This is a genomic window from Kitasatospora cystarginea, assembly GCF_039533515.1.
Taxonomy (GTDB): domain Bacteria; phylum Actinomycetota; class Actinomycetes; order Streptomycetales; family Streptomycetaceae; genus Kitasatospora; species Kitasatospora cystarginea.
Map to the genome: position 1 here is coordinate 286496 of NZ_BAAATR010000003.1, position 12271 is coordinate 298766.

Genomic DNA, 12271 nt, shown 5'->3' on the forward strand with positions numbered 1-12271 from the left:
AAGTGGGTATGGCCATGGCGTGCGCGGCGGGTGCACAGCGCGGACCCCTTCCAACCGCAGACCCGTGGACCTCCGCGGACTACCGGCACTCCGCACCACCCCGGACATCGGACCGTCCAGGTCCGGCCGTGGCTGTCCGGGCCGGCTCGCCGTTTCACTCGGATCCACCGAACCAGGGCGCCCGGCTACGGGTACGCCGAAGCGCCCGAGGTGCCACCGCGCCACCCGCCCGGCGTACCGAACCGTGGTGGCGCGCCGACATCGGGCGCTGTGGCGTTCGCGGTGCTACCGGGAGGCCGGCCTCAGGAGGCCAGCACCTCGTCGAGTAGCGTCTCCGCCTTGTCCTCGTTGGTGTTCTCGGCCAGGGCCAGCTCGCTGACCAGGATCTGCCGGGCCTTGGCGAGCATCCGCTTCTCGCCGGCCGACAGGCCGCGCTCGCGCTCGCGACGCCACAGGTCGCGCACGACCTCGGCGACCTTGATAACGTCACCCGAAGCGAGCTTCTCCAGGTTTGCCTTGTAGCGGCGGGACCAGTTGGTGGGCTCTTCGGTGTACGGTGCACGCAGCACCTCGAAGACGCGGTCCAGACCCTCCTGGCCGACTACGTCGCGCACGCCGACGAACTCTGCGTTCTCCGCGGGCACGCGCAGCGTCAGGTCTCCCTGCTGCACCTTCAGCACCAGGTAGGTCTTGTCCACACCTTTGATCTGGCGAGTTTCGATGGCCTCGATCAGCGCAGCCCCGTGATGGGGGTAGACCACCGTGTCGCCAACCTTGAACGTCATGTGACAGGACCCCTTCCGTGGCTTTCCAGAATAACACGCTTTTCGGCGCACCCGAAGGGCGTTTCCGCAGGTCAGGGCGGGTCTCGGGGCTTGACAACCACCCCCTTCACGTGCTGCGACCGGTGTTCGACGGAGGCTTCTCGCAGGTCGGAGGCGGTATGGAGGACCTGACGAAACCTCTGGCGACACTTCGGAAACCATGATTGGATCTTGAGTTTTTGCCGCACAGCGCGCCGCGCCCCGTCGCGATCCCGGTCACACTCCGGTCCGCCGAGCCGCGGAGCCACGGCGGATGATCGTCGTTCGTAAACGGTGCACCCGTGTCGACGAGGGGCGGGAAGCGCCGGAAGTGCGCTCCGGATGCGACACGGGGCCACCCCGTGAGAAGCAGATAAGTGTGGTCGGTAGTCTGAGCCCTGACTGACCACCCGACACGTGATCCAAGGAGAAGTCGCCGCCGTGAGCCGGAGCCTTCGACGCGGCGCCATCGCCGCCCTCGTCCTCGCAGCGATCGTCCCGCTGTCCGCCTGCGCCGCCGGGAACACCCCGGACACCCTGGAGATCAAGCCGGACAGCGCGGCCACCTCGCTGGGCGAGCACCTCAAGCTCAACAACATCGTGGTGGTGACCAAGGCCGACGCGATCGGCGACCAGACCGGCCCGGCCAACGTCTCGGTCAACATCGCCAACAACGGCACCACCCCCGAGACGCTGCAGTCGATCACGGTCGGCGAGGGCAGCGCGGCGACCTTCACCGACGTCAAGGGCGCTCCGGTCACCGAGATCGTCATCCCGGCCGGCGGTGCGGTGCTGGTCGGCGGCCAGGGCCAGCCGGCCGCTCACGTCGCCTCGGCCAAGGTCACGGTCGGCGGCTTCGCCCCGGTCAGCTTCGCCTTCGCCAAGAGCGGCAAGGTCACCGCGCAGGCCCAGGTCAGCCCGGCCACCGGCCTGTTCGCCTCGTACGGCCCGACCGTCGCCCCGGCGCCGGTGACCCCCACCACCTCGGCCCCGGCCACCGCCTCGGCCCCGGCCTCCGCCACCGCCTCGCCCTCGGGCGCCGCCACGGCCCCCGCCTCCGGCGCTGCCACGGCCCCGGCCGGTACGACCCCGAGCGGCGCCGCCTCCGGCACCCCCGCCACCCACTGACTCCGCGGTCGTACGCCGAAGGGCCCCTGCTCGGCAGGGGCCCTTCGCTTCGCTGCTGCGGGGTTTACGGCTCGAACTTGTAGCCGAGGCCGCGCACCGTGACCAGGTAGCGCGGCGCGCCCGGGTCCGGCTCGATCTTGGCCCGCAGGCGCTTGACGTGGACGTCCAGGGTCTTGGTGTCACCGACGTAGTCGGCGCCCCAGACCCGGTCGATCAGCTGCATCCGGGTGAGCACCCGGCCCGCGTTGCGCAGCAGCATCTCCAGCAGGTCGAACTCCTTCAGTGGCAGGTCGACCTTGGCGCCGTCCACCGTGACCACGTGCCGGTCCACGTCCATCCGGACCGGGCCCGCCTCCAGGGCGCCCGGGCCGCCGCCGTCGCCGTTGCCCCCCGCGTCCTCGCCACGGCGGCGCAGCACCGCGCGGATCCGGGCGACCAGTTCGCGGGTCGAGTACGGCTTGGTGACGTAGTCGTCAGCCCCTATCTCCAGGCCGACCACCTTGTCGATCTCGCTGTCCTTCGCGGTCACCATGATCACCGGGACGTTGGAGCGGACCCTCAGCTGACGGCAGACCTCGGTGCCGGGCAGCCCGGGGAGCATCAGGTCGAGCAGCACCAGGTCGGCGCCGTTCCGTTCGAACTGCTCCAGCGCGTCGGGCCCGGTGGCGGCGACGGCCACCTCGAAGCCCTCCTTGCGGAGCATGTACGAGAGGGCGTCGCTGAACGACTCCTCGTCCTCGACCACCAGTACTCGGGTCACGATCGGGCCTCCGGGGCAGAAATGGGGCTTGTGGTTGCGGGGATTCGCTTCGACAGCGGGATGATCGGCTGCTCCACCGGGATCTGCCCGGCGGGGAGCCGCAGAGTGAACGTGGAGCCTTGGCCCTCGACGCTCCAGACGGACACGGTGCCGCCGTGGGAAGCGGCGACGTGTTTGACGATGGACAGGCCGAGGCCGGTTCCGCCAGTGGCACGGGAACGGGCCGGATCTACACGGTAGAACCGCTCGAAGATCCGCTCTCGGTCCTTCTCCGAGATGCCGATGCCCTGGTCGGTCACCGAGATCTCGATCAGTTCGCCGTCCGCCTCGCCCAGCGCCGCGGCGCTGGAGATGCGGCGGGTGGCGATGGCCACCCGGGTCCGCGGCGGGCTGTAGTTGACCGCGTTCTCCACCAGGTTGCCGAGCGCGGCGGCAAGCTGGCCGCGGTTCCCGTGCAGGTAGAGGCCGGCGACACCGCCGGAGGCGATGTGGATCTGCTTGGCGGCGGCGGGCTGGCGGCAGCGGTCGGTGGCCTCCGCGATCAGCTCGTCCACCGGCACCGGCTCCGGGTCGGTCAGCAGTTGGTCGTCCTGGACCCGGGAGAGGTCGATGATCTCCTGGACCAGGCTGGCCAGCCGGGTCGCCTCGATCTGCATCCGGCCCGCGAAGCGCTGGACGGCCTCGGGGTCGTCGGCGGCGTCCGCGACGGCCTCGGAGAGCAACGAGAGCGCGCCGACCGGGGTCTTGAGCTCATGACTGACGTTGGCCACGAAGTCGCGGCGGACCGCCTCGATTCGGCGGCGCTCGGTCAGGTCCTCGACCAGGACCAGCACCAGCCGGGAGCCGAGCGGGGCGACCCGGACCGAGACCGCGAGCGGATCGGCCGCGCGGGCCACCCCCGGCTTCGGCACCTCCAGCTCGACCTGCCGGATCTCGCCGTCGCGCCGGGTGCCGCGGGCCAGCGACAGTATCTGCTCGACGGCCACCGCGCCGCCCCGCACCAGGCCCATCGCATAGGCCGCCGAGCTGGCCTTGACCACCTCGTCGGCCTCGCCGAGCACGATGGCGCAGGAGCGCAGCACCGACAGCACGGTGTCCACTCCGGGCGGCAGTGCCGCCTCGTGCGGGGGCGCACCACCGGTACTGCTCCTGGTCTTGCCGCCGACCCTGCTGCTCCGGCTCTGCTCGCGCTCACTCCAGCGGAAGGCTATGGCGGCGGTGAGGCCGACACCGAGCCCGGCTATGGCGCAGGCAGCGGCGGCGGCCACATTCACGTCCATACGGCCAGCCTAAGCGCAAGGTGAAGACCTCCCCCAAGCTTGCGATCAAGGGATCGACCTTACGTTGCCGAGAATTCACCTTCAGGTTGCCACCGGTTCACTGCTGCGGCCGTGCGCCGTCGCCCGGACGGCCCAGTGTGGGTCGCGCAGCCCGTGCGGGCGGTGGCGTGCGCGTACGATTCGCGCCACCTGCAGCGGCCTCCCGGCCCTCGCGCACGTCCACGGGCGGATGTCCACGGATGTGGTCGCACGAGTCGGCGGGACGACCGGTCGGCACCGCCACCGACACAGCTACTGAGGAGAGAGCATGCGCGACGCGTACCACGAGGAACTCGACTCGATCAGCGACGGACTGGTCGAGATGGCGCGGCTGGTCGGTTCGGCCATGGGCCGGGCCACCACCGCGCTGCTCGACGCCGACCTGGAACTGGCCGAGAGCGTCATCGCCGCCGACGCGAAGATCAACGATCTGCACCACGACCTGGAGAACCGGGCCATCGACCTGCTGGCGCGCCAGCAGCCGGTCGCCACCGACCTGCGGATCGTCGTCACCAGCCTGCGGATGAGCGCCGACCTGGAGCGTTGCGGCGACCTCGCCCGGCACGTCGCCAAGGTGGCCCGCCTGCGCTACCCGGCCACGGCCGTCCCGGGCGACCTGCACCCGATCGTGCTGGAGATGGGGCAACTCGCCCAGCGTCTGGTCGCCAAGGCCGGACTGGTCATCTCCACCAAGAACGTGGACAAGGCCCTGGAGCTGGAGCAGGACGACGACGCGATCGACGCGCTGCACCGCGAGCTCTTCTCGCACCTGCTGGACGACCGCTGGCAGCACGGCATCGAGACCGCCGTGGACGTCACCCTGGTCGGCCGGTACTACGAGCGGTTCGCCGACCACGCGGTGTCGGTGGCCAAGCGCGTGGTGTTCCTGGTGACGGGTGAGCACGCGGCCGAGTTCGTCGCCGCGCAGGAGGCTTCCCAGGCCCAGTAGGCACGGGGCGGGGGCAGCTGCCGGTGGCATGCCCGGGGCTGCCTCCGGAGGACATCGCACAGACGGGGGCGCACGGTGCGCCTCGCGAGCGCCTCTGCGCGCCCGTTGACGCCCTGTTATGGGCGGGGCTTCACTCATGGGCGTAGGCACACCCGCCGTGTGCCCGTCCCGAGGAGGGCCCAGCGCGATGAAGGCAACCCCGACCCCCAACACCCCACCGCCGAGCGTCATCGAACCGCCCGCACCGGCCCTGCTGCCGATCCTCGCCGCCGGCTGCGGCTGCGGACCCGGCTGCGGCTGCGGCTGCCAGTCCGGAGCGCCGTGCCAGTGCGGCGGCGCCAGCGGCGGCTGCTGCGGCGACCACTGAGCCCAGGCAGGCCCGCGACCGGGTGTCCCGCCGTACGGCGGGGCACCCGGTCGCGGTTCTGCTGCCGCCGCGCACCGGCGGACGTCAGAAGTCGACGTCGGTGCAGGAGTAGAAGGCGTTGCCGGTGTCGGCGATGTCCCAGACCGCGAGCACCACCTGGTGGCCGGTCCGGCCGACCGGAAGGGTCGCGGTGCGGCTGAGCGTGCTCGGGGGCTGGGCGCCGCCGTAGGGGACGGTGAGGAAGGGCGTGGTGTCCAGGCCGTCCCGGGTCAGCGGCTGGGAGGCGTCGCAGAAGCGCCACCCGCGACCGTCAATGGTCTGAACCACCGTGAGCACCAAGGGAGTTGACCGGACACCCCTGAGGACGCACGCCGCCACCACGACACTCCCCGGATCGGCCCGGCGCACACGACCGAGCCCCCTGCCGCGCGGCGGGACCGCGGGCAGGGGGCTCGGAGGAGTGCGGCGAGTGCCGTGCGGGCTTACTTCTTGCCCTGGTTCTTGACCGCCTCGATGGCGGCTGCGGCGGCCTCGGCGTCCAGGTAGCGGCCACCCTTGACGACCGGCTTGAAGTCGGCGTCCAGCTCGTACACCAGCGGGATGCCGGTGGGGATGTTCAGGCCGGCGATGTCCGCGTCGGAGATGCCGTCGAGGTGCTTGACCAGCGCGCGCAGGCTGTTGCCGTGCGCGGTGACCAGCACGGTCTTACCGGCGGCCAGGTCCGGGACGATCGCGTCGTACCAGTACGGCAGCATGCGCTCGACGACGTCCTTGAGGCACTCGGTGCGCGGGCGCAGCTCGCTCGGGATGTCCGCGTAGCGGGCGTCGTGCGCCTGCGAGTACTCGGCGTCGTCGGCCAGCGCCGGCGGCGGGGTGTCGTAGGAGCGGCGCCAGAGCTGGAACTGCTCCTCGCCGAACTCGGCCAGGGTCTGGGCCTTGTCCTTGCCCTGGAGCGCACCGTAGTGACGCTCGTTCAGGCGCCAGCTGCGGCTGACCGGGATCCAGTGGCGATCGGCCTTGTCCAGCGCGATCTGGGAGGTGCGGATCGCACGGCGCAGCAGCGAGGTGTGGACCACGTCGGGGAACAGACCCTCGGCGGCGAGCAGCTCGCCACCACGTGCGGCCTCCTTCTCGCCCTTCTCGTTGAGGTCGACGTCGACCCAGCCGGTGAAGAGGTTCTTCTGGTTCCACTGGCTCTCGCCGTGGCGGAGCAGGATGAGTCGGTACGTCGTGTCAGCCATGGCCCACAGCTTAATGGAGCCAAATAACCAGTGGCCGGGCCGAAAGTCCCTTAGTAATATGCGATCAAGCATTGGACCACTTACATGCCCGTTGGGCAGCCCCCAGCCCGCTCGGCGGGCCCCTGCTGCCCTCGGAGCCCCCTTTGCCCGGACCCGCCCGCATCCCCGCCGCCCTCTCGAACGCCGTCGGCGGCCTGCCGAGACAGTTCTGGTGGCTCTGGACGTCTACGCTTGTGAACCGCCTGGGCGGCTTCGTGGTCACCTTCCTCGCCCTCTATCTGACCGCCGAGCGCGGCTACTCGGCCTCGTACGCGGGCCTGGTCGCGTCGCTCTTCGGGCTCGGCTCGGCCATCGCGGCCCTCGGCGCGGGCGTGCTCGCCGACCGGATCGGGCGGCGGCCGACGCTGCTGGTCGCGCAGCTGTCCACGGCGCTCTTCACCGCCGTGCTCGGTTTCACCGACGGCCCGGTGGCCATCGCGGCGGTCGCCTTCCTGGTCGGCCTGTCGAACAACGCCTCCCGCCCGGCCATCTCGGCGATCATCGCCGACGTGGTTCCGGCCAAGGACCGGGTCCGCGCGTTCTCGCTGAACTACTGGGCGATCAACATCGGGTTCGGGGTCTCGTCGGCCGCCGCCGGGCTGATCGCGAGCCACGGCTACCTGACCCTCTTCCTGCTGGACGCGCTGAGCACGCTGCTCTGCGCCGTGGTGGTCTTCGTCAAGATCCCCGAGACCCGGCCGGAGGCCGCCGTCCGGCCGGTCGAGACGGCCGGGCCCGGCGCCGAGGCCCGGATCGGGCTGGGCGCGGTCTTCAGGGACGGCCGGTTCATGGCGGTGGTCGGCGCCAACCTGCTGCTCGCCGTGGTCGCGCAGCAGGGCAGCACCACACTTGCGGTCAGCATGGGGGAGGCGGGCATCTCCACCACCGGGTACGGCTTCGTCATCGGCCTGAACGGGCTGCTGATCGTGCTGCTCCAGCTGCCGCTCACCCAGCTGACCAACGGCCGCAACCGGACGGCGCTGCTGGTCGCGAGTGCCCTGCTGACCGGCTGGGGCTTCGGGCTGACCGCGCTGGCCGGCTCCTCGGCCGCCTTCTACGCCCTCACCGTGGCCGTCTGGACGATCGGCGAGATCATCAACGCGCCGACCATGATGAGCCTGGTCGCCGAGCTCTCACCGACCGTGGCACGTGGCCGCTACCAGGGTGTGTACTCGCTCTCCTGGTCACTGGCCTCCTTCCTCGGTCCGGCGGCCGGCGGCTACCTCCTGCAGCACGCGGGCGGCGCCGTCTGGGGCGCCTGCGCGGTCTGCGGGACGGCCGCCGGCCTCGCGTTCCTGCTGCTCGGGCGGCGGAAGGCGGCGCAGCCGGGCACGGCCGAGTCCGGCTCCTTCAGCGAGTCCGACTCCTTTGACGAGTCCGGCGATTTCGGCACGCCCGGTGCGTCGGGCGCATCGGGCACCGTCGCTGAGCGGAAGGCGGTCTCCTCGACCTGAGTTCCGGGTCGGGTCACTCCGGGTTTCGGCTCTTGGGCTCCGGCCGTCCGGCCGGGGCTCAGGCCGTCCCGTCCGTGCCGGCCACCGGCCGGCCGTCCTCCTGCGGCCGGGGCTCGGAGGCCGCCGGTCCGGCGAGGTGTGCGAAGGCTTCGAGATTCCGGGTCGACTCGCCGCGCTTGGTGCGCCACTCCCACTCGCGCCGGATCGCCGTGGCGAAGCCGAGTTCGAGCAGGGTGTTGAAAGGCTCGTCGGCACTCTCCAGGACGGTGCCGAGCAGCCGGTCGACGACGTCCGGGGTGAGCGCGTCCAGCGGGACGCGGCCCGCGAGGTAGACGTCACCGAGCCGGTCGACGGCGTAGGCGACCCCGAACAGACGGGTGTTGCGCTCCAGCAGCCAGCGGTAGACCGCCTCGTGGTTCTCGTCGGGGCGGCGGATCACGAACGCGTTCACCGAGAGGGTGTGCTCGCCGACCCGCAGCGCGCAGGTGGTGGCCAGCTTTCGACTGCCCGGTAGCGAGGCGACCAGGGTGTACGGATCGGTGGCGGCCGGTTCCCAGGTCACCCCAACCTCGTCCAGGGCGGAGCGGAGCAGCTCGAGGGCGTCGTCCTTCGTGCGGATTGCCATGGAGGAGACGCTACTCGGCGGTAAGCCCGGCTTTCCAGCGACACCTGGTGATGCGCGCTCCCGGGCGCAGAGTCCGCACGACGCCCCCGGGGTCGTCCGAGCGACCCCGGGGCTGGGTCAGCTGCTCAGCTGATGCGGAGGCGGGAGCGGGCGAGGCGGCCCGCCTGTCGGGCGAGCGCGCCCGCGTACACGTCGGCCGTGGCCGCGGCGGCCGTGCTCCAGCCGAAACCCGCCGCATGCCGGGCCGCGGCGGCGCCCTGCTGCCCGACCAGCTCGGGCCGGGTGGCGTACTGGTGCAGTGCGTCGGCCCAGGTGTCCGGGTCATGGCCCTGCACCAGGGTGCCGGTACGGCCGCCCTGGACCGCGACCGGGAGACCGCCGACCGCGGCCGCGACCACCGGCGTGCCGCATGCCTGGGCCTCCAGGGCGACCAGCCCGAAGGACTCGCTGTACGAGGGCATCACCAGCGCCGATGCGGCCCGGTACCACTCGGCGAGCTCGGCCTGCCCGACCGGCGGGTGGAAGCGGACCACGTCCGTTATGCCGAGCTGGGCGGCGAGCTTGTGCAGGCTCTCCGGCTTGGCCAGTCCCGTTCCGGACGGCCCGCCGACGACCGGGACCACCAGTCGCTCGCGCAGGCCGGGCTCGCGCTCCAGCAGCACCGCGACGGCCCTGAGCAGCACGTCGGGCGCCTTGAGCGGTTGGATCCGCCCGGCGAAGAGCAGGACTGGGGCGTCCTGCGGGAGCCCGAGTCTGGCGCGGGCGGCGGCGCGGTCGCCGGGCCGGAAGATGTCCAGGTTGACACCCGGGTGGACGACGGCGAGCTGGTCCTCGCGGGCGGAGTAGTGGTACGAGAGCTCGCCGGCCTCCTCGGCCGTGTTGGCGATCAGGCGGTCGGCGGCCTCGACCACCTGGGTCTCACCTATGACCCGCGCCGTCGGCTCCGGCGTGTCGCCCTCGGCGAGGGCGGCGTTCTTGACCTTGGCCATGGTGTGCATGGTGTGCACCAGCGGCACGCCCCAGCGCTCGGCAGCCAGCCAGCCGACCTGGCCGGAGAGCCAGTAGTGCGAGTGCACCAGGTCGTAGTGGCCCGGCCGGTGCCCGGCCTCGGCCCGCAGCACGCCGTGGGTGAAGGCACAGAGCTGGGCGGGCAGATCCTCCTTGACCAGCCCCTCGTACGGCCCGGCCGTGACGTGTCGGACCAGGACTCCGGGCGCGAGCTGCACCAGGGGCGCGTCCTCGGAGCGGATCGCCCTGGTGAAGATCTCGACCTCGATGTCCAGCTCGGCCAGCCGCTTGGCCAGCTCGACGATGTAGACGTTCATCCCGCCCGCATCGCCGGTGCCCGGCTGGTGCAACGGCGAGGTGTGGACGCTCAGCATGGCTATCCGGCGGGGCCTGCGCGGACGACCGCCGACCAGCGACTGCAGGCGCGCGCGGGTGGGCGTTAGCGCGTACTGGGCACGGCGTGCCTTCCGTACGGGGTGCTGGGTCACCGGGCTGAAGCCTCCTCTTGCTCCCCCGACTGCCTAGGGGCCGTGCTGCCTGCGGACCGTACTGCTCCGGACGTTCTGTGCGGCCGCCCCGCCGGACCCCCTGCCGAACGGCGGCGGCCCCACGTGGGCATTCGTCCAGTGTGACAACCCCGGGGCCGACGGCCGCTATTCCCGTCTCGCTGAATGAGATGCGGCGCGGTCCGCGTAGGCTTCCTCGCATGGCCGCCTCGTTCGATCCCTCCGCCGCCCGTGGGCGCTCCGCGCGCCCGGTCGGGACGGTCACCCGGGGCACCACCAACACCAACCGCCTGCGCCGGATGGACCGCTGGATAGCCCACGCCCTCGGCCCGGCACTGCGCCGCGCCGACCGGCCGCCGATCGCCGTGGACCTCGGCTACGGCGCGGCGCCCTGGACCGCGGTCGAACTCTCCACCCGCCTGCGTGCGGTACGGACTGACATCCGGGTGGTGGGCATCGAGATCGAGCCCGACCGGGTCGCGGCCGCCCTCCCGTACGCCGCTCCCCCACTGCTGACCTTCCGGCGCGGCGGCTTCGAGGTACCGCTGGACGGTGCGGCTCCGCTGCTGATCCGGGCGGCGAACGTACTACGGCAGTACGAGGAGTCGGCGGTGGCCGCGGTCTGGGAGCGGCTGCGCGAACGGCTCGCCCCCGGCGGACTGCTGGTCGAGGGCACCTGCGACGAGATCGGACGGCGGCACGTCTGGGTGGCACTCGGCCCCGATGGCCCCCGCACGGTGACCTTCGCGGCCCGGCTCGGCGGCCTCGACCAGCCCTCCGACCTGGCCGAACGGCTGCCGAAGGCACTGATCCACCACAACGTGCCCGGCCGTCCGGTGCACGCCTTCCTGACCGACTTCGACCGCGCCTGGGCCGCGGCCGCGCCGTACGGAGCCTTCGGGGCGCGCCAGCGCTGGGTGGCCGCGTGCACCGCCTTGGCGGGGAACTGGCCGCTGGTGGACGCCCGTGGCCGCTGGCGGCAGGGCGAGGTCACACTGCCGTGGAGCGCTCTGGCGCCGTAGCCGGGGCCAGGCCGAGCTGGGCCGGGGCCGGGGCCGGTCAGACCCGGTCAGGCCGGAACCGACTGGGCCGGACCTGCGATCCGACGCGCTGCGGCTTGCGCGAGTTCACTCGAACGAGTTATCGAATACCTCTAGCATGTTGACGCCCCACCAGGTCACCATGGGGGCGGCTGCACGAGCTGACGGCTTTCGACAAGGGGGACTTGAGCCCCCGTCAGCTCCGCCGCTCCAGGGCGCGCCACACCCGCTCGAACACTCCGTACGCCTCCGCACCGAACAGCACGAACCGCACCTCGGCCAAGCCCGTGGACTCCACCGACCCGACCGACGCCGGTCCGACCGGCACCGGCCCGGCGGGTCCGGCAGGTTCGACCGGCCCGGCCACCGCTTCCGCCACCGCCGTGAGGGCGATCCGCGCCGCGTCCTCCAACGGCCAGCCGTACACCCCGGCCGAGATCGCCGGGAACGCCACCGTCCGCGCCCCCAACCCGACCGCCACCCGCAGCGATTCGCGATAACAGGAGGCCAACAGCTCGGCCCGCTGCTCGTACTCCTCCGACAGATGGACGGGCCCCACCGTGTGCACCACCCACCTGGCCGGCAACCGGCCGGCCGTCGTGGCGACGGCCTGCCCGGTCGGCAGGCCCCTGCCGTAGCGGGAGGCCCGCAGCCTGCGGCAGTCCGCGAGGATCTCCGGGCCGCCCCTGCGGTGGATCGCACCGTCTACCCCACCACCACCGAGCAGGGAGGAGTTGGCTGCGTTCACAATCACGTCCACCTGCTGCTCCGTGATGTCACCCTCGACCAACGTGATCTGCGTCACCAGACCAGGCCTCCCGTCACACCGTGCCCACAGGGCGCCCACACTAACCACCCCGACCGCTGGGAGCATGGCAATAACCACATCGACGCCGGTCGGTCAGAGAAATCCCCGGAGATCACGTTATGGTCGCGAGAAGCTCCCCGACACACGGTGCCATGCGGGCACTGAGCACGGCTCTCAGCCGTTGCCCAGTCGGGGAAAGGGAGGATCGACCAATGCCCGCAACG

13 protein-coding genes are annotated in these 12271 nt (G+C 71.8%); 5 read left to right on the plus strand and 8 right to left on the minus strand.

Features of this window, described 5'->3' with window-relative positions; all coding sequences use genetic code 11:
* Positions 1–302: 302 nt before the first annotated feature.
* Positions 303–785, minus strand: a complete 483-nt coding sequence (locus ABD369_RS05185; RefSeq protein ID WP_014136563.1) for a CarD family transcriptional regulator — start codon at positions 783–785, stop codon at positions 303–305.
* 459 nt (positions 786–1244) lie between these two features.
* On the opposite strand from ABD369_RS05185, the gene ABD369_RS05190 reads away from it, so the two are divergent.
* Positions 1245–1931, plus strand: a complete 687-nt coding sequence (locus ABD369_RS05190; RefSeq protein WP_344634990.1) for a DUF461 domain-containing protein — start codon at positions 1245–1247, stop codon at positions 1929–1931.
* A 64-nt stretch (positions 1932–1995) separates the two neighbouring features.
* Here the strand turns inward: ABD369_RS05190 and phoP are convergent, their stop codons facing one another.
* Together phoP and ABD369_RS05200 are read right to left on the minus strand one after the other, a co-directional pair.
* A complete protein-coding gene (gene phoP, locus ABD369_RS05195) occupies positions 1996–2691 on the minus strand; it encodes a two-component system response regulator PhoP (protein ID WP_344634991.1) in 696 nt (231 codons plus the stop codon).
* The gene (locus ABD369_RS05200; RefSeq protein ID WP_344634992.1) at positions 2688–3971 is read right to left on the minus strand and encodes a sensor histidine kinase; all 1284 of its coding nucleotides are present in this window, start codon (positions 3969–3971) and stop codon (positions 2688–2690) included. The genes phoP and ABD369_RS05200 overlap by 4 nt, the downstream gene beginning before the upstream one ends.
* Before the next feature lie 307 nt (positions 3972–4278).
* On the opposite strand from ABD369_RS05200, the gene phoU reads away from it, so the two are divergent.
* Together phoU and ABD369_RS05210 are read left to right on the plus strand one after the other, a co-directional pair.
* Positions 4279–4959, plus strand: a complete 681-nt coding sequence (phoU, locus tag ABD369_RS05205; protein WP_344634993.1) for a phosphate signaling complex protein PhoU — start codon at positions 4279–4281, stop codon at positions 4957–4959.
* A 187-nt stretch (positions 4960–5146) separates the two neighbouring features.
* Positions 5147–5326 carry a hypothetical protein gene (locus ABD369_RS05210; RefSeq protein ID WP_344634994.1) on the plus strand — a complete coding sequence of 60 codons (180 nt, stop codon included), beginning with the start codon at positions 5147–5149 and terminating at the stop codon, positions 5324–5326.
* A gap of 84 nt (positions 5327–5410) precedes the next feature.
* Here ABD369_RS05210 and ABD369_RS05215 read toward each other — a convergent pair whose 3' ends face one another.
* Both ABD369_RS05215 and ABD369_RS05220 read right to left on the minus strand, forming a co-directional pair.
* The gene (locus ABD369_RS05215) at positions 5411–5653 is read right to left on the minus strand and encodes a lytic polysaccharide monooxygenase (RefSeq protein ID WP_425557535.1); all 243 of its coding nucleotides are present in this window, start codon (positions 5651–5653) and stop codon (positions 5411–5413) included.
* A gap of 155 nt (positions 5654–5808) precedes the next feature.
* On the minus strand, positions 5809–6567 hold the full coding sequence (locus ABD369_RS05220; RefSeq protein WP_344634995.1) for a phosphoglyceromutase: 759 nt from the start codon (positions 6565–6567) through the stop codon (positions 5809–5811).
* A 143-nt stretch (positions 6568–6710) separates the two neighbouring features.
* Between ABD369_RS05220 and ABD369_RS05225 the strand changes: the two genes are divergently transcribed.
* On the plus strand, positions 6711–8060 hold the full coding sequence (locus tag ABD369_RS05225) for an MDR family MFS transporter (RefSeq protein ID WP_344634996.1): 1350 nt from the start codon (positions 6711–6713) through the stop codon (positions 8058–8060).
* Positions 8061–8118: 58 nt separating this feature from the next.
* On the opposite strand, the gene ABD369_RS05230 is transcribed toward ABD369_RS05225, so the two are convergent.
* Entirely contained in the window at positions 8119–8685 is a 567-nt protein-coding gene (locus ABD369_RS05230) for a type III secretion system chaperone family protein (RefSeq protein WP_344634997.1), read from the minus strand.
* 125 nt (positions 8686–8810) lie between these two features.
* Positions 8811–10181, minus strand: a complete 1371-nt coding sequence (mshA, locus tag ABD369_RS05235) for a D-inositol-3-phosphate glycosyltransferase (protein ID WP_425557536.1) — start codon at positions 10179–10181, stop codon at positions 8811–8813.
* 218 nt (positions 10182–10399) lie between these two features.
* Between mshA and ABD369_RS05240 the strand changes: the two genes are divergently transcribed.
* On the plus strand, positions 10400–11221 hold the full coding sequence (locus tag ABD369_RS05240; RefSeq protein WP_344634998.1) for a class I SAM-dependent methyltransferase: 822 nt from the start codon (positions 10400–10402) through the stop codon (positions 11219–11221).
* Between the two features lie 214 nt (positions 11222–11435).
* On the opposite strand, the gene ABD369_RS05245 is transcribed toward ABD369_RS05240, so the two are convergent.
* Positions 11436–12044 carry an O-acetyl-ADP-ribose deacetylase gene (locus tag ABD369_RS05245; protein ID WP_344634999.1) on the minus strand — a complete coding sequence of 203 codons (609 nt, stop codon included), beginning with the start codon at positions 12042–12044 and terminating at the stop codon, positions 11436–11438.
* Positions 12045–12271: the final 227 nt, after the last annotated feature.